This is a genomic window from Collinsella sp. AF04-24, assembly GCF_003465685.1.
GTDB lineage: Bacteria > Actinomycetota > Coriobacteriia > Coriobacteriales > Coriobacteriaceae > Collinsella > Collinsella aerofaciens_AP.
The window spans coordinates 1-17,893 of sequence record NZ_QSBK01000022.1; the positions used below are offsets into that span (position 1 = coordinate 1).

Below are 17,893 nucleotides of genomic sequence, written 5' to 3' on the forward strand. Positions count from 1 at the left end.
GGAAAGCGGAAAACCTCCTGCGACGCGATGCGCAGCGAGGTGGCGCGGGGACGCAGCGTGCTCATTTCAAGCCATCTGCTCGACGACCTGGCAGACCTCACCAACTCGTTCTACTTCATCGAGGCCGGCGCGCTCGTGGAAAAGATCAAGTCGTCCTCGCAGACGCTCAAGCAGGAATACCTCGATACATACGAGCGAGGTGAATGACATGAAACTATTTGAACAGCTGAAGTCCAATGCGTCGCGCATGGCTGTCTACGCCATCCTCGTGGCAACGGCTTTATGCGGAATCGCGGCACCCGTCTATGCGCTCAACGGAGAGAAAGGCGATGTCGAACCCGCGTACATGGCTTCGACGGTTAAAGACCGGTACAAAGCCTTCTCTGGAGACACGTTTTACGTAGCAGAGTACGACACGACCTACCGTCAGCTTCGCTACAACAAGGGCTACGACTATCTAGGCGCAGAGGCAATCAGCTATACGTCGGGTTGGTACCGCTCCAGCTATGGACACATAACCCAGTTCAAGTGTAACTACCGTGTGTACAACTAAAGCAACCGGCTGGGACGAGGGGCGACGCAAAAGCGTCGCCCCCGTTTTTAACCATGCCAGCTGAACCTGGTTCAGTTTGGTTGATTTCCGATCTCAGCCGAACACATTGAGCGGAAAGGCCGTTCCCGCAGTCAGTCGAACGTCCCCGGGGCACTTCTCAGGCCCCGGGGACGGCATTTTCCCAGTTGAAGGAACGGTGGAGATGTGTTTCGATGGGTCAGATTCGTGTCGTTCCGAAAAGACCGTGAACCTTTTGTGGGACGCGCGGCGCCGTGGTACCATAGCCAAGTTTGTTGTCTTGGTCGGAAACCAAGACGCCTTATGCGCTGATCGGTAACCAGCGCCTGACCAATAAGGAGTCCTACCATGAAGCAGGGTATCCATCCCCAGTATGTCGAGTGCACGGTGACGTGCTCCTGCGGCAACACCTTCAAGACGCACGCTACCGTGTCCGAGATGAAGGTCGAGCTTTGCAACGAGTGCCACCCGTTCTACACCGGCCAGCAGAAGTTCGTCGACACCGGTGGACGCGTCCAGCGCTTCGCCGACAAGTTCGGTGGCGCCGCTGCCGCCCAGCTCAAGAAGGCTGAGGAGGCCAAGGCCGCCAAGGCCGCCAAGGCTGCTGAGGCCGAGGCCGCTCGCAAGGCCGCCGCTGAGGCTAAGGCTGCCGAGAAGGCTAAGCGTGCTGCTAAGTTCGCCGAGGAGGCTGCCAAGCAGGCCGCCGAGGCTCCCGCAGAGGCTCCCGTCGAGGAGGCCGCTGCCGAGGCCGAGACCACCGAGGCTGCTGAGTAACTAGCTCGCCGCGGAATCGCTCGCATTCATGGCATAAGGGCCGTGCATCCGTTTGGGTGCGCGGCCCTTTTCTTTTTATTGGTGCAAGCTAACCTGTCCCCGTGGCACCAAATGGCAGAGAGACGGCGTTTGCTCAGATAAAACTTGCCAAAATAAACCTGTCCCATTGTGGCAGGTTGGTCATAGTTATTACGTGGCGGTCGAGGTCGACCGTATAGGCCGCGCCTTGTTTGGCTAAAGTACAATCATCTGTGTTTAACTCGCCCGCAGCTGCACGGCGTGGGCGATGGCCAAAAAGGAAAACCACATGGGATTCATGTCAAAGCTGCTGTCCTTTGGATCCGATAAGGACCTTAAGCGCTACTACAAGATCGTCGACCAGATCAACGGTCTTGAGCCCCAGTTTGAGAAGATGACCGAGGAGGAACTCCGCGGCCAGACCGATAAGTTCCGCGAGCGTTACGCCAACGGCGAGTCGCTTGACGACATGCTCCCCGAGGCCTTTGCCACCGTGCGTGAGGCTTCCAAGCGCACCATGGGTATGCGCCACTTTGACGTGCAGCTCATTGGCGCCATGGCACTGCACGAGGGCCACATCGCCGAGATGAAGACCGGCGAAGGTAAGACCCTCGTCTCCACGTTGGCTGGCTATCTCAACGCTATTGCCGGCAAGGGCGTGCACGTCGTTACTGTCAATGATTACCTTGCCAAGCGCGACTCCGAGTGGATGGGCCGCATCTATAAGTACCTGGGCATGACCGTCGGTCTGCTCCAGAACAACATGCCGCTCGAGCTCAAGCGTCCGGCCTACCAGGCAGACGTCACCTACGGCACCAACTCCGAGTTCGGTTTCGACTACCTGCGCGACAACATGGTCACCCGCCCCGAGCAGCGCGTACAGCGCGGCCACAACTACGCCATCGTCGACGAGGTCGACTCCATCCTGATCGATGAGGCCAGGACGCCGCTCATCATCTCGGGCGCCGGCACCAAGTCGGCCAGCACCTACAAGGACTTTGCGCGCGCCGTGCGCGGCCTGGAGCGCGGCGAGGACGTGTCGCATGACATGCTCACCGCCACCGAGGATGTGGAGCCCACGGGCGACTACGTCATGGACGAGGCCAAGCACACCATTGCCGCCACCGAGCGCGGCCTTAAGAAGATCGAGCGCCGTCTGGGTATCGAGGATATCTACGCCGACCTTTCGGGCCAGCTGGTCAACCACCTGCAGCAGGCGCTGAAGGCCCAGTACATGTTCCATCGCGACAAGCAGTACGTGGTCACCAACGGCGAGGTTAAGATCGTCGACGAGTTTACCGGCCGCATCATGGAAGGCCGCCGCTATTCCGAGGGCCTGCACCAGGCCATCGAGGCCAAAGAGGGCGTGCTCGTGCGCGAGGAGAACCAGACGCTGGCAACCATCACCCTGCAGAACTATTTCCGTCTGTATGACAAGCTCTCCGGTATGACCGGTACGGCACTCACCGAGGATGCCGAGTTCCGCGAGATCTACAAGCTACCCGTCGAGGTCATCCCCTCCAACAAGCCCGTGCAGCGTGTTGACCACGAGGACCTGGTGTACCGCACCATCCAGGCCAAATACAACGCCGTTGCCGACGACGTCGAGCGACGTCACGCCAAGGGCCAGCCGGTCCTGGTGGGCACCGTCTCCATCGAAAGCTCCGAGAAACTGTCGGCCGCCCTTACCAAGCGCGGCATCGCGCACGAGGTCCTCAACGCCAAGCACCACGAGCGCGAGGCCCATATCGTTGCCCAGGCTGGTCGCTATGGCGCCGTGACCATCGCTACCAACATGGCCGGTCGTGGTACCGACATCCTGTTGGGCGGCAACCCCGACGAGCTGGTGCGCGAACGCCTTGAGTACGAGGGCCTGACCATGGAGGACGTGACGCCCGAGCAGCTTGAGCAGTTTAACGCCGAGGCCAAGGAGACCTGCAAGGCCGAGCGCGAGCGCGTGCTTGCCGCCGGCGGCCTGACCGTTATCGGCACCGAGCGCCACGAGTCCCGTCGTATCGACAACCAGCTGCGCGGCCGCTCCGGCCGTCAGGGCGATCCGGGCGAGACCCAGTTCTACCTGTCGCTCGAGGACGACCTCATGCGCCTGTTCGGTGGCGACAAGATGGACCGCGTCTCCAAGATGATGGTCACGGCCGACATGGGCGACGACATGCCCATCCAGCACAAGATCATCTCCAAGGCCGTCGAGAGCGCCCAGCACAAGGTCGAGAGCATCAACTTCTCCATGCGCAAGAGCGTCCTTGAGTACGACGACGTCATGAACAAGCAGCGCCAGGTCATCTACGCTGAGCGCAATAAGATTCTGGACGGCAAGGACCTGACCGACCACATCACCGAGGTCATGCACGACACCGTGTACCGCTGCGTTCAGGAGTTCTGCACCAAGGACAGTCACGATGGCGAGCGCGACCTGGAGGGCCTGCGCAAGTGGGTTGTGGAGCTCACCGGCCACATCGATACGCCGAAGTTCCCCGACGAGGATTATGAGGCTCTGGCTGCCGATGTCCTGGCTTACGTAGAGAAGTGCTACAACATGAAGGCCGAGCGCTTGGGCGAGGACCTGATGCGCGAGCTCAACACCCAGGTCATGCTGCGCGTCATCGATACCCGCTGGATGAACTACCTGCAGGAGATGGACTACCTCAAGACCGGCATCGGCCTGCGCGGCTTTGGCCAGCGCGACCCGCTGGTCGAGTACAAGACCGAGGCCTACGGCGCGTTCCAGATACTCGTCGACACCATGTACGAGGATTACCTGCGCACGGTTCTGCGCATCGAGATCAAGGCTGCCCCGCGTGTCGTGGAGCACAAGGAGGAGCCCGCGCTCGAGGGTGCGCACTTCTCCGGTCCTGCCGAGGTCGATGGTGACAACGGCGACTCGGTGCTGCGCAAGCAGGCGCAGGTGCAGGCCCGCACGGCTGTCCAGGGTGGTCCGGCTGCCGTCAACAACGGTGGCAAGGTGACCACCTACCGCAAGTCCGAGAGCGACGATCCGTACGTCAACGTGGGCCGCAACGACCCGTGCCCTTGCGGTAGCGGTAAGAAGTTCAAGTACTGCCACGGCAGGAATCGTTAATGGCTGAGGCTTTAGAGGTAACGCCCGCCGAGCTGGACGCGTTTGCGGACCGGCTCGGTGAGGTTGAGTCGTACCTCCATTTGGACGAGAAGCGCACCCGCGTAACGGAGCTCGAGGCCAAAAGCGTCGCCCCGGGCTTTTGGGACGACGCCGATGCCGCTCGCGCCACGATGGAGGAGATCGCGCGCACCAAGGAAGATATCGCTGCCGTGGACACCGCGCGCGGCGAGCTTTCCGATGCCCGCGCTGCGCTGGAGCTTGCCGAGGAGATGGGGGATGACCCCGACGTCGTCGCATTGCGCGAGGAGGCTGCCGCTACGGCAGAACGCCTGGCCCGCGCCATCGACGAGCTTGAGCTTGCGAGCTGGTTTACCGGGGAGTTCGACCATGGCGACGCGATTGTGACCATCAAGCCCGGGCAGGGTGGTTTGGAGGCCCAGGATTGGACCTTCATGCTCTTTAAGATGTACATGAAGTACTGCCAGCGCCGCGGTTGGAAGGTCACCATCAACGATTGCCCCGCGGCCGAGGTCATTGGCATTGATCGCGCGACCTTTACCGTCGAAGGCAAGGATGCTTTTGGCATGCTTCGCGCCGAGGCCGGTGTCCACCGCCTGGTGCGCATTAGCCCCACCGACGACAAGAAGCGCCGCCAGACCACGTTTGCCGGCGTCGAGGTCATTCCGGTGCTGCCCGACGATATCGATATCGAGATCAACCCCGACGACATCCGCGTCGACGTGTACCACGCAAGTGGCCCGGGTGGCCAGGGCGTAAACACCACCGACTCCGCCGTGCGCGTGACGCATTTCCCCAGCGGCATTGTGGTTACCTGCCAAAACGAGCGCAGCCAGATCCAGAACAAGGCCGCGTGCATGCAGATCCTCAAGGCTCGCCTGTACGAGATTGAGCTCGAGAAGCGTGCCGAGGCCCTGGACGAGATTCGCGGACCCAAGACCACGATTGGTTTTGGCAACCAGATCCGCAGCTACGTGCTCTACCCGTACCAGATGGTTAAGGACCTGCGTACGGGCGTGGAGACCAGCAACGTCGAGGCCGTTCTTGACGATGGCGACCTGGACCCGTTTGTTATTGGCTACCATCGTTGGGCCACTGGCAATGCCGGCGCGGAGCCCCCATCTGCCTAAACCGCTTGGTTTATGTGGAAATGGATAAAACCCTCCGAGCAGGGTGGTTTTGTATCCAAAGCAAACCCTGCGCAGGGGTGGTTTTTGTTCGGCGAATCGGTAGAATCGAATACAGCAAGAAGTTCGAAGCGCATCCGTTTGGGTGCGCTTTTTTGAGGGAGGTAGCATGGCATATCGTCTGGACATCAAGCGCATTCTATCGATGAACTTCTTTCACGACCTGCCCCAGATTATGTTGGGGTGCGCTCTGGCCGCTATTGCGACCGACCTGTTTTTGATTCCCAACGGCCTTGCTGCCGGTGGTGTTACGGGCCTTGCCACCATTATCCAGGCGGTCGGCGCATCGCGCGGCATATCGCTTCCCATTGGTATTCAGACGATCGTGATGAACGCCTTGCTGTTGCTGGTCGTTATGCGCGAGGGCGGCATGTTCTACGTGGTGCAGACCGCGACGGGCTTTGTGCTGCTGGGCTTCTTTACCGATCTGTTCGCCCCGTTTGTATCACCTCTGGCGGATGCGGACCTGATGCTCCCTGCCATGTGGGGCGGCATTATTACAGGCATCGGTTACGGCATGGTGCTGCGCGCCGGCGCCAACACCGGCGGCTCGGACACGATTGGCCAAATCATCTCGCGTAATACCTCGCTGCCCGTGGGCTCGACCGTCATGGCGATCGATGTTGCCGTATGCGCGCTGTCGGCTCCGGTCTTTTCAATCGAAAATGCACTATATGCAGGCCTTTCGATGGTCATTAGCGGCTACGTGATCGATGCCGTGGTCGATGGTGGCAACAAACGCCGTATGGTACTCATCATCTCGGACAAGTTCCCTGATATCGCTGCCGATATCATGTATGGCCTGGGTCGTGGTTGTACCAAGTTTAAGGCGACTGGCATGTATTCGGGTGCCGAGAAGCCGGTGATCATGGTCATCGTGAACCGTCGAGAGCTCAATACCCTCAAGACGATCGTGCGCGAGCGCGATCCTCACGCCATTGTGACGGTCGCCGACGTTACGGAAGCTTTCGGCGAGGGATTCAAGGACATTAGCGCGTAGGGCCGACCGCGTCCCATCCAAAAGACGTTCACATTGATAAACCGTTTCATCAGCGGTTCTGCCTGCTAAATTGTTCAAATAATGATAAAAACTCTGGTAAAGCCCTCAGTTTCCAGCATAATGAATGGCGTACGTGCATCGCGGCTGTGTTGGGACTACCTTTCCGTGCCGTGCGCATCTTGTCTTAAGAGGATGAAAGGAAGGCACAATGAGCGACGAAGAGCTCAAAAAGGTTGCCAACGAGGTAAGGAAGGGCATCGTCACCGGCGTGCACGCTGCCAAGTCCGGCCATCCGGGCGGTTCGCTCGGCGCTGCCGACATCATGACCTATCTGTACTTTGAGGAAATGAACGTCGACCCGGCCGACCCCCGCAAGGCCGACCGCGATCGCTTCGTGCTTTCCAAGGGTCACTGCGCGCCTGGTCTGTACGCCGTGCTCGCCGAGCGCGGATTCTTCCCCAAGGAGGATCTCGAGACGCTGCGCCACATCGGCAGCCATCTGCAGGGTCACCCCAACATGAACGACACCCCGGGCGTTGACATGTCCACCGGTTCGCTCGGCCAGGGCATCTCCGCCGCCGTGGGCATGGCCGTTGCCGCCAAGCACTGGGGCGACGACTATCGCACCTACGCCCTGCTGGGCGACGGCGAGAGCGAGGAGGGCCAGGTCTGGGAGGCCGCCATGTTTGCCGGCAACCAGCAGCTCGACAACCTCTGCGTGATCGTCGACCACAACGGCCTGCAGATCGACGGCCCCGTCGAGGAGGTCAACGACCCCATGCCGCTCGCCGACAAGTTCCGCGCCTTCAAGTTCCACGTGGTGGAGCTCGCCGACGGCAACGATTTCGATCAGATCCGCGCCGCCTTTGCCGAGGCTCGCGCCACCAAGGGCCAGCCGACCGCCATTATCGCCGAGACCACCAAGGGCAAGGGCGTGTCCTTTATGGAGAACCAGGTGGGTTGGCACGGTAAGGCCCCCAACGATGAACAGTTTGAGCAGGCCATGGCAGAGCTCACGGCCGCCGGAGAGGAGCTCTAGGATGGCAGACGTCAAGAAAATCGCCACGCGTGTAAGCTACGGCGAGGCCCTCGTCGAGCTCGCCAACGAGCACGATGACTTTGTGGTCCTCGACGCCGACCTGGCCGCCGCCACGCAGACCGGTAAGTTTAAGGCCGCTTGCCCCGACCGCTTCTTCGACGTGGGTATCGCCGAGAGCAACCTGATGGGCGTCGCCGCCGGTATCGCGACCACTGGTCGTGTTGCCTTCGCGAGTACCTTTGCCATGTTCGCTGCCGGTCGCGCCTTTGAGCAGGTCCGCAACTCCATCGGCTACCCGCACCTCAACGTTAAGATCGGTGCCACGCACGCCGGCATCTCGGTGGGCGAGGACGGCGCCACGCACCAGTGCTGCGAGGATATCGCCCTCATGCGCGTCATCCCCGGCATGACCGTAATTGTTCCCGCCGACGACGTGGAGGCCCGCGCCGTGACGCGCGCCGCCTACGAGTGCGACGGTCCGGTGTACATGCGCTTCGCCCGTTTGGCCTCGCCGGTTATCAACGACCCCGAGACCTACAAGTTCGAGTTGGGTAAGGGCATTGTCATGCGCGAGGGCGCCGATGTGACCATCATCGCCTGCGGCCTGATGGTCGGCGAGGCTCTCGAGGCCGCCGAGCAGCTCGCTGCCGAGGGCATCGACGCCGAGGTCATCAACATGCACACCATCAAGCCCATCGATGCCGACCTGATCGTCAAGAGCGCCACCAAGACCGGCCACGTCGTGACCGTCGAGGAGCACTCTGTGATCGGTGGCCTGGGCAGCGCCGTTGCCGACGTCCTGTGTGAGCAGTGCCCGACGCCGCTCAAGAAGATCGGTGTCAACGACACCTTCGGCGAGTCCGGCCCGGGTGCCGAGCTCCTGCACAAGTACGGCCTGGACGCCGCCAACATCGTGGCGACCACCAAGGAGTTCTTGGCATAAGGCAAGACGAGGCAAAGCATCGTCTCAACAACCACATCCAAGCCAGAACAGGGGCATCCCCAAAGAGGGCGCCCCTGTTTTTGTTGAATTTAAATTAGAGTCCTGCCAAGCAAAGTTCCCATGGGGAAACGGGCCCATCTTAACAAAGTGCAATTCAGACCCTTCCAACTTTGTATGCGCAGCATCTCAAGTTGGTGCGTCGGCCCCATAGTAGCCGCAGGCCGGGCGCAGGGTTACCTCCCAAATCTTTCCGCAGCGCAGGCCGGCGTTTGTCCGCAGCTCCGCAGGAGCAGGACAAATGCCGGCCATGCGCGAGGACGATTTGGGAGGTAACCCTGCGCCCGGCCGGTGAGACCCAAACCCCGCCATGCTTCTTATGTGCAGCAAAGCTAATGCTGCTAAAATACAAAGCGCTCATGTAGTTTAAACGCACGACGATAAGGAGCACCAGTGGGTAACCACTTCCGTACCTCCGGTGCGGGCGATGATGCCCCCAAGACGCAGACAGGCGTCCAGGGCAGTCGTTTCGCCACTCCGGATTCAGAGGGCCAGCCTGTTGCTCAGGCCCCCGCTCAGCCGGCAGATCAGGCACAGCCGGCATCCGATCCCTTTGCCTACAATCCCACCAGCGATGTCGCGCTTTCCGGCACGGCGGGTTTTGAGCCCGTTCAGGCCGTGACCGCTCGCGTGGAGCAGCCTCAGGCTGGCGCCGCCACGCCGCAGCCTACCATGGCCGGCATTCCCGACCCCATGGCCCCTGCGACGCCGGTTCCTCAGCCTGCGCAGTCCGGTCTCTTTGCCGCTATTCCCGATCCCACGCAGCCTGCTGCCCCGGTGGTCGAGAGCGATCAGGCCGCCGAGGTCGCAAGCCTCGATAACGCGCTCAACAACCCCGATTTTACGTCGGTGTTTGCGCCCATCGATCCGCAAGCCAGCCGCAAGAAGATGGCCAAGCAGGCCGGTGTCGAGCCCGTCATCCTTATGGAGCATGTCACCAAGATCTATCCGGCACAGCCCAACAAGCCTGCACTCGACGACATCAACATCGAGATCTATCCGGGCGAGTTCGTCTTCCTGGTCGGTCATTCCGGCTCGGGTAAGACCACGCTGCTGTCGACGCTCAACCGCGACGTCAAGCCGACGAGCGGCCGCATCTTGGTTGCCGGTCAGGACCTCATGAAGATCAAGAACCGCAAGGTTCCGTTCCTGCGCCGCCAGATTGGCGCCGTGTTCCAGGACTTTAAGCTTCTGCCGCAAAAGACCGCCTACGAAAACGTGGCGTTTGCCCTGCAGTGCATCGGCAAGCCCAAGGGCGTCATTCGCAGCCAGGTGCCGGAGGTGCTGCGTCTGGTCGGTCTGGCCGATCAGATGGATTCGCTGCCCGACCAGCTTTCCGGTGGCGAGCAGCAGCGCGTCGCCGTCGCCCGCGCTATGGTCAACCGTCCGCCGCTGCTGATCTGCGACGAGCCCACGGGTAACCTCGACCCGGCGATCTCGCTGGGCATCATGAAGCTGCTCGAGCGTATTAACCGCACCGGCACCACCGTGATCGTCGCCACGCACGACCGCGAGATGGTCGATAGCATGCACCGTCGCGTGATCGCCCTCGAGGGCGGCCACGTTATCCGCGACCAGGAGAGGGGGGGTTACGGCAACTATGGCACCAACTAACGTGGGCTACTCCTTCAAAGAGGCAATCAGTCACTTCTTCCGTAACTGGACTACCTCGCTCGGCGCCGTCATCACGATCTTCCTTTCGCTGTTTATCATCGGCCTGTTCATCATGGGCTCCGCGATGCTGAACTCCGTGATCGGCACCGTCGAGGATCAGGTTGTCATCAACGCGTTCATTAGCGATGACGCCGATCAGGCCGATGTTCAGGCTTTTGAGGCCGAGCTTAAGACGTGGAATAACGTCAAGTCCGTGACCTATAAGGACAAGGACGACGCGCTGGCCGAGTATACGAGCAAGATGTCGGGCAACGCCGACGCCACCATGAGCGCGCTCGATGGCCAGAACCCGCTGCCGGCTTCGTTTGCAATTGAGATGGACGATCCGTCCAAGGTCGAGAGCACGGCCCAGAAGCTCAAGAAGAACGCCGACTTCCAGAAGATCGCGGATGACGGCGACGTCAACGCGAGCGTGCTGTACGGCCAGGAGGAAGTGAGCCGCCTGTTCCAGGTGACCAACTACATCCGCATCGCCGCCGTGGTGCTCGTTGGCCTTTTGACCTTTATCGCATTCATCTTCATCAACAACACGATTCGCCTGTCCATCACGGCGCGTCGTCGTGAGATTGCGATTATGCGTCTGGTCGGCGCCAGCAACGGCTTCATTCGCGGCCCGTTTATCACCGAGGGCGTACTGCAGGCCATTTTGGGCTCGCTGCTTTCCATCGGCGTTCTGGAGCTGCTGCGCAATCTGATGATTCCGCGTTTGCAGGAGAGCATCGGCTGGATGTCGTTTGCCCTGCCGATGCAGTACTACCTGGTGACCTATGCTGCGCTGATTCTGGTCGGCGTGATTATCGGTCTCTTTGGTTCTGCCATCGCCATGCGCCGCTACCTGCGCGTGTAGGCATGCCTGGAATTCATCCCTTCCAACGGGTCGTCTCTTGCGGGGCGGCCCGTTTTTTGATCCCTAGGGGACGGCAGGAAAACGGATCATTTGGGTAGACTCTTTGGAGTTCGCAATCGATAGTTAGGAGGCGCCATGGGGCGCAATAACAAGCATAAGCGTGGAGCTCGCAATAAGCGCGGGCCGGTGCGCAGCGAACGCCGTCCGAGCCTGACCGGGCGCGTGCAGCTCCATGAGCATAGCGCCTACGTTGTAACCGAAAACGGCGACTACAAGGTCATGGGCCGCGGTAAGCGCGAGATCATGGATGGCGATACCGTAGCCGTGAGCATTAAGAACAGCCCGCACGGTGAGCGGCGCGCCGTGATCGAAGGCGTGGTTGAGCGCGCAGCCATAAGCGTGGTGGGTACGTACCAGACCGCTGGTCCGCTCGGTGTGATCGAGCCGCTCGATTCGCGCCTGAAGGCCGACTTCTTCATTCTGCCCGAGGATACCTCGGCGGATCGTCTGGGCGTTCACCCGGGTGATGCCGTTGTCGCGCGCATTTTGACCTACCCGACGCGCCTGGAATCGGGCACCGTGACGATCGAACGCCGCATTGGCGGAGATGACGCGCCCGATTTGGGCGTTCAATACGTGATGGCGCGTTACGGCTATACCGATAGCTATCCCGAGGCCGCGCTGGACGAGGCCGAGGGGCTTTCGCTCGATGTGTCCGCGGCGCTTAAGGACCCGCTCCGCCGCGATCTGCGCGACCGCTTTGTCATCACGATCGACCCGGTCGACGCGCGCGACTTTGACGATGCCATTTCGCTTGAGCGCACGCCCGAGGGTGGCTACAAGCTGGGTGTGCATATCGCTGACGTTTCTCACTATGTGGCTTGGGACGGGCATATCGATCTTGAGGCTCGCCATCGTACGACATCGGTGTATCTGGCCGATCGCGTGCTTCCCATGCTGCCCGAACGCCTGTCCTGTGACCTGTGTTCGCTTCGCCCTGACGAGGACCGTCTTGCGTTTACCGTCGATATCGAGCTCGATGCGCAGGGTCGCGTGCGGCATTACGATCCGTACCCCAGCGTGATTCGCTCGCGTGTGCGTATGGACTATGACGGCGCCGAGGCGCTGCTGGTGCGTGCCGGCGCGGTGGAGTATGGGGTGCTGGAGGGTGCGGCCGAGGATGTTGCGGCTGCTGAGGCCTCGCGCGAGGAGGCGCTTGAGCGCGGTCTTGCGTGCGAGGAAACTGCTCGCGGCTATAACGTCGACCTCGGCGATTTTCTTGTCGCCGCCAACGAACTCGCCGAACTTCGCCGTCGTATTCGTCGTGCCCGCGGCTCAGTCGATTTTGACACGGCCGAGATTCGCGCTCTATTGGATGAGGACGGAGTACCCGTGCAGATTGTGGCGCGCGAGCGTTCGTGTGCCACGTCGCTTATCGAGGAAGCCATGCTGCTCGCCAACGAGTGCGTTGCAGAGTGGCTGGCAGACCGTGATATCGAGGCCTGCTATCGCGTGCATGAGGATCCGAGCCCCGATAGCCTGCACGGTGCCGCCGTTGCGCTGGCGCAGCTGGGCATCATCGACGATCGCCGTGCTGCCGGTATCGCCCTGGGGAGTCCCGATGAGCTACAGGCTGCAGTTGATGCTGCCGCCGGTACGGCCAACGCACCGCTCGTCAACACGCTGCTTCTGCGCAGCATGCAGCGCGCACTGTACAAGCCGCGCAACGAGGGCCACTTTGCGCTCGCCGCGCCGTGCTACTGTCACTTTACGAGTCCCATCCGTCGCTACCCCGATCTGGTGGTGCACCGCGTGCTCAAACTGCAGTTGGCCTATGAGCAGCTCGGCGGCAAGGACGCCCTGGTCCGTACACCGCGGCTGATCGGCAAGGGGCGCGAGTCGCTGCCGCGCATTCTGCCGCAGATCTGCCGCGCATGCAGCGATGCCGAGCGCGCGGCAGATGCCGCTAGCCATGCGACGCAAAAGATCAAGATTGCCCAGTACTATGAGGATCGCCTGGGCGAGCGCTATGCCGGAACGGTCTCATGGGTCAGCAGCATGGGCCTCTTTGTGCGCTTGGACCTGACGCAGGTCGAAGGCTTGGTTTCGATCAAGAGCCTGGGCAACGAGTGGTTCGAGTTCGACGAGGATGCGCTCACGCTGACGGGCGCCGACACGGGGACTCGCTATGAACTGGGTCAGCGCGTGATTATCGAGGTCTCGCGCGTCAATACCACGCGTGGGCACTTGGACTTTAAGCTTATCCATTAGCCAAATCTCGACTCATGGCGGGAGAGCGGAGGGCGGTCTTTCGGGGCCGCCCTCCGCATTTGGATCATGGCTACCTTGCCGTCTGCTCGGCCGCCCGCTTACCTGCTATTCGAGAGGTAAAACCTACCAAAATAAACCTGTCCCTTTTTGGCAGGTTTACAAGAAAGCGGGGATGAGATGGCGACGGTGTATGGTTATGCGCGGGTGAGTTCGCGCGATCAGAATCTTAATCGGCAGCTGGATGCGCTGGGCGCCTATGGCGTGGGCTCGGCGAATATTTATGCCGACCATGCGAGCGGCAAGGACTTCGATCGACCGCGCTATCGCGAGCTGCTGCACGTCCTGGGAGACGGGGACGTGCTGGTGGTGCTTTCTATCGACCGACTTGGTCGTAATTACTCCGAGATTCTTGAGGAATGGCGACGCATTACCAAGGAGCTCGGGGTTGCCATTGTGGTGTTGGACATGCCATTGCTTGACACGCGCGTCAGGGCCAGCGGCGCGCCGGATGTGACCAACACCCTGATTGCCGATATTGTGCTGCAACTGCTGAGCTACGTGGCGCAGGTGGAGCGCGAGAATATCCATCGGCGCCAGGCGGAGGGAATTGCAGCGGCGCGGGCGCGAGGGGTCCGTTTCGGTCGACCTCGCAAGCCGTGCCCTCCTCAGTTTGAGCTGGTGCGCGATAGCTATGAGGCAGGCGATATAACCCGCAGCCAGGCAGCAAAGTGCCTGGGCGTGTGCGTGGGGACGTTCGATCGCTGGATGCGCGAGGCGGGGTAGAGGTTTGCGGCACGTCCGATTGGCGCCCACGCGAGGCGGTATCGGTAACAGCCCTGTTACCGATAATGCGACCTTGTTGAATTATTTTGTGTCGCGCGTATTTCCGAGCGGTCGGATTTGAGGGGCGAGCGGTAGAACGCTCGCCCTTTGTGCGCCACGATGCGGCACAATGTACCGCAAAAGCTGTTTATATCCGGTACGAATCGTTCGTTGGTCTTTAATTCTTCTCAACGGAGGTGTTTGAGATGGCAAATGGATTGCTTTTGCGGCTTCGCGAGCGTGAGCTCAGCGCGAGCCCGGCGGAACGCAATGTCATCGCATATGTAAGCGCTCATCCGCACGAGGTGGTCGGGCTGTCCGTCCGCGGTCTTGCCGATGTCACGTTCTCCTCGCCCTCGAGCATTTTGCGCTTTTGCAAGCGTTTGGGTTTTGCGGGCTACAAGGAGTTCCAGCGCGAACTGATTGCCGAGCTGGCGCTCTTAGGTGACAAGAAAGACGTAGCCCTCGAGGACATCTCCATGGATGACAGCGTCGAACGTATCGTGGGGAAGGTGATGAAAAGCAACGTGCGCACGATCGAGGCGACGGCGCGAACGCTCGATTACACCGTCTTGGAGCGATGCGCGGCCCGTCTTAAGCGGGCACGCGCGGTCAATCTGTTCGGTATTGGTGCCTCTCGTTTGGTCGCGCACGACCTGGCGCAAAAGCTCATGCGTGTCGACAAAGAGTGCCATCTGTACGACGACTGGCATGATCAGCTCTTATGTGCCAAGAACATGCATGAGGGCGATATGGCAATCGCCTTTAGCTACTCGGGCTTGACGCAAGAGGTGCTGGACTGCACCGCCGAGGCTCAACGTCACAACTGTCCCGTTGTGGCCGTTACCAAAGTAGATGGATCATCCAAGCTTGCTACCATGGCCGATGCCGTGCTCGGCGTCGCTGCGAGTGAACCTTTGGTCCGCAGCGGTGCCATGGCTTCGCGTATGGCCCAGCTTATGGTTGTCGATGCCCTGTACGCTGCTTACGTTGCCAGTGACTACGAACGGGCGACGCATGTCATTAAGCAAAACTACATCGAGAAACAGGAAAGATGAGGTGAATGAAATGCTCGATTTAACAAAATTCACGACTGAACAGCGTAATCAAAGGTCAATGGACCTCGATACGATGACATCGCTGCAAATCGTCACGACGATGAACGATGAGGATCTTCGTGCCGTCCAGTCGGTCACGAAAGTGTTGCCCCAGGTTGCCACAGCAATCGACTGGGCTGCTGAGACACTCGGGCGCGGCGGACGCGTCTTTTACATGGGCGCAGGCACCAGCGGTCGTCTGGGCGTACTCGACGCTTCGGAGTGTCCGCCCACGTTTGGCGTGTCACCCAATCTGATTGTCGGGCTCATTGCCGGAGGCGAGACGGCGTTTATCAAGGCTGTCGAAGGTGCCGAAGACAGCGAGGAGCTTGGCGCGAGCGACCTGCGGGAGCGTGGACTCTCGGACAAGGATCTTGTCGTTGGCCTGGCGGCAAGCGGTCGTACTCCTTATGTGGTGGGCGGCCTTGCGTACGCCAAGGCAACTGGGTGCAAGACCATTGCAATTGCCTGCAACCAAGGGTCGAAGATCGGGGAGAGCGCAGATCTTGCCATTGAGCCCGTGCCCGGTCCCGAGGTGCTGACCGGCTCAACGAGGCTCAAGGCGGGAACGGTTCAAAAGCTCATTCTCAACATGATTTCGACCGGTGCCATGGTCAAGATCGGCAAGGTATACCAAAACCTGATGGTCGATGTGCAGCAGACGAACGAGAAGTTGGTGGTGCGCGGCCAGAACATCGTGATGGAGGCGACCGGCTGCACGCGCGAGCGCGCTGTTCAGGCGCTTGCAGATGCCGGCGGCCACGTAAAAACCGCTATTGTCTCGGTACTGCTGGACTGCGATGCCGAGCAGGCTGCGGTGGCTCTTGAGCGGGCGCGGGGCCATGTCCGTGCTGCGGTGAGTGGCCATGAGAAGAGCAATGCCGACGCCCAATAGGTGCGCGGCGTGAGCTGATATGACATCCAGACGAGATACCCAATACGAGGAGGAGTTATGACGAACAAAGAGCTGGCCCAAAAGCTGTTGGACCTTTTGGGCGGTAAAGATAACGTGCTCGCAAACGCGGCGTGCATGACGCGCCTGCGCGTGACTGTCAAAGACACAGGCAACGTCGACACGGAGGGTATTAAGGCGCTCGACGGCGTGATGGGCCTGGTCGAGGACGACACGATGCAGATCGTGCTGGGTCCGGGCAAGGTGAATAAGGTGCTCGAGGAGTTCTCCAAGCTCACCGGCCTTGCGAAAGGCGTTGCCGATGAGAGCGTGGTTGATGCTGCGGCCACAAACAAGGCCGCGCAGAAGGCCAAGTACGAGTCTAAGCCGGTTCAGGCCTTCCTCAAGAAGATTTCCAATGTCTTCGTCGCCCTGCTTCCCGGCATCATTGCGGCTGGCCTCATCAACGGTATCTGCAACGTCATTAACGTCTCGACGGCAGGCGCGCTTGCAGGCGAGTGGTGGTACCAAGGCATTCGTTCCATGGGCTGGGCCCTGTTTGCCTATCTGCCCATTTTGGTGGGCTATAACGCGGCACGTGAGTTTGGTGGTTCCGCTGCGCTGGGCGGCATCGCCGGCATGATGTGTATCGCCAACAGTGCCATGCCCCTGCTTGCGCCTGGCGCGGCTGATCCTGCCACTGCCATTCTGCTGCCGCTCACCAGTGCGCAGTACAACCCCGCAGCGGGCGGCATGATCGCGGCTCTCATCGCTGGCGCATTTTTTGCCTGGATGGAGCGTCAGATTCGCAAGGTTATGCCCAACGCACTCGACACGTTCTTGTCCCCGCTGCTGGTGCTCATCATCGGCGCCTTTGCTCTGATGCTCGTCATCCAGCCGGTTGGCGCATGGCTGACGACTGCCATCTTTAGCGTTTTGACCTTTATCTTCGAGAAGCTGGGCGTCCTGGGCGGCTATATCCTGTCGGCAGGCTTCTTGCCGCTGGTGTCCGTCGGCCTGCATCAGGCGCTCACGCCGATCCACGCTATGCTCAACGATCCCGACGGCGCTACCAAGGGTATCAATTACCTGCTTCCCATCCTTATGATGGCTGGCGGCGGCCAGGTCGGTGCCGGTTTGGCGCTGTACTTTAAGACCAAGAACGCCAAGCTCAAGAAGTACGTCGCAGAGTCCATTCCCGTTGGAATCCTGGGTGTGGGCGAGCCTCTGATGTATGCTGTTACGCTGCCGCTCGTTCGTCCGTTTGTGACGGCCTGCCTGGGTGCCGGATTTGGCGGCGCGCTCGCGGCGCTGCTTCACATCGGCACGGTTTCTCAGGGCGTTTCCGGTCTGTTTGGCCTGCTGATCGTTGTTCCTGGCCAGCAGCTCGGCTACGTTGCCGCTATGCTGCTTGCCTATGCCGCCGGCTTTGTCCTGACGTGGTTCTTTGGCGTCGACGAGCAGAAGATCAACGAGTTCTTTGGCGAGTAGTTTGATATCGCGAGCCGTGTTGCTCGGGGCTCGCGGTGCGCGGCAGATTTCTTGATGCTATGGTTGTGCCGGCGGGGCTAACTGCTCCGCCGGCC

The 17,893-nt window shown here is 60.6% G+C and carries 15 protein-coding genes; all 15 read left to right on the plus strand.

Going from position 1 to position 17,893, the window contains the following annotated elements; all coding sequences use genetic code 11:
* Positions 1-207 (plus strand): hypothetical protein (locus tag DWV32_RS10240; protein WP_222847442.1); only part of this gene is annotated, 207 nt, incomplete at its 5' end.
* 1 nt (position 208) lies between these two features.
* A complete protein-coding gene (locus tag DWV32_RS08540; RefSeq protein ID WP_117757882.1) occupies positions 209-553 on the plus strand; it encodes a hypothetical protein in 345 nt (114 codons plus the stop codon).
* 366 nt (positions 554-919) lie between these two features.
* Complete coding sequence (gene rpmE, locus DWV32_RS08545; RefSeq protein ID WP_006235303.1) at positions 920-1,345, plus strand: 50S ribosomal protein L31; 426 nt, start codon at positions 920-922, stop codon at positions 1,343-1,345.
* 307 nt (positions 1,346-1,652) lie between these two features.
* Positions 1,653-4,460, plus strand: a complete 2,808-nt coding sequence (secA, locus tag DWV32_RS08550) for a preprotein translocase subunit SecA (protein ID WP_117757883.1) — start codon at positions 1,653-1,655, stop codon at positions 4,458-4,460.
* Entirely contained in the window at positions 4,460-5,608 is a 1,149-nt protein-coding gene (gene prfB / locus DWV32_RS08555; RefSeq protein WP_117757884.1) for a peptide chain release factor 2, read from the plus strand. The genes secA and prfB overlap by 1 nt, the downstream gene beginning before the upstream one ends.
* Before the next feature lie 166 nt (positions 5,609-5,774).
* Positions 5,775-6,665, plus strand: a complete 891-nt coding sequence (locus DWV32_RS08560; protein ID WP_117757885.1) for a YitT family protein — start codon at positions 5,775-5,777, stop codon at positions 6,663-6,665.
* A 208-nt stretch (positions 6,666-6,873) separates the two neighbouring features.
* Positions 6,874-7,704, plus strand: a complete 831-nt coding sequence (locus tag DWV32_RS08565) for a transketolase (protein ID WP_099432020.1) — start codon at positions 6,874-6,876, stop codon at positions 7,702-7,704.
* 1 nt (position 7,705) lies between these two features.
* Complete coding sequence (locus DWV32_RS08570; RefSeq protein ID WP_006235309.1) at positions 7,706-8,647, plus strand: transketolase family protein; 942 nt, start codon at positions 7,706-7,708, stop codon at positions 8,645-8,647.
* A gap of 450 nt (positions 8,648-9,097) precedes the next feature.
* On the plus strand, positions 9,098-10,318 hold the full coding sequence (gene ftsE, locus DWV32_RS08575; RefSeq protein WP_117583023.1) for a cell division ATP-binding protein FtsE: 1,221 nt from the start codon (positions 9,098-9,100) through the stop codon (positions 10,316-10,318).
* Positions 10,305-11,225: a permease-like cell division protein FtsX gene (gene ftsX / locus DWV32_RS08580; RefSeq protein ID WP_089572231.1), complete on the plus strand. Its 921-nt coding sequence runs from the start codon at positions 10,305-10,307 to the stop codon at positions 11,223-11,225. The genes ftsE and ftsX overlap by 14 nt, the downstream gene beginning before the upstream one ends.
* A gap of 135 nt (positions 11,226-11,360) precedes the next feature.
* Positions 11,361-13,496 carry a ribonuclease R family protein gene (locus tag DWV32_RS08585; RefSeq protein WP_117757886.1) on the plus strand — a complete coding sequence of 712 codons (2,136 nt, stop codon included), beginning with the start codon at positions 11,361-11,363 and terminating at the stop codon, positions 13,494-13,496.
* A 177-nt stretch (positions 13,497-13,673) separates the two neighbouring features.
* A complete protein-coding gene (locus tag DWV32_RS08590; protein WP_035137411.1) occupies positions 13,674-14,279 on the plus strand; it encodes a recombinase family protein in 606 nt (201 codons plus the stop codon).
* A gap of 245 nt (positions 14,280-14,524) precedes the next feature.
* Positions 14,525-15,376 carry a MurR/RpiR family transcriptional regulator gene (locus DWV32_RS08595; protein ID WP_055310345.1) on the plus strand — a complete coding sequence of 284 codons (852 nt, stop codon included), beginning with the start codon at positions 14,525-14,527 and terminating at the stop codon, positions 15,374-15,376.
* A 10-nt stretch (positions 15,377-15,386) separates the two neighbouring features.
* Complete coding sequence (gene murQ, locus DWV32_RS08600) at positions 15,387-16,310, plus strand: N-acetylmuramic acid 6-phosphate etherase (RefSeq protein ID WP_117757887.1); 924 nt, start codon at positions 15,387-15,389, stop codon at positions 16,308-16,310.
* Positions 16,311-16,367: 57 nt separating this feature from the next.
* Entirely contained in the window at positions 16,368-17,798 is a 1,431-nt protein-coding gene (locus DWV32_RS08605) for a PTS transporter subunit EIIC (protein ID WP_117757888.1), read from the plus strand.
* Positions 17,799-17,893 lie beyond the last annotated feature (95 nt).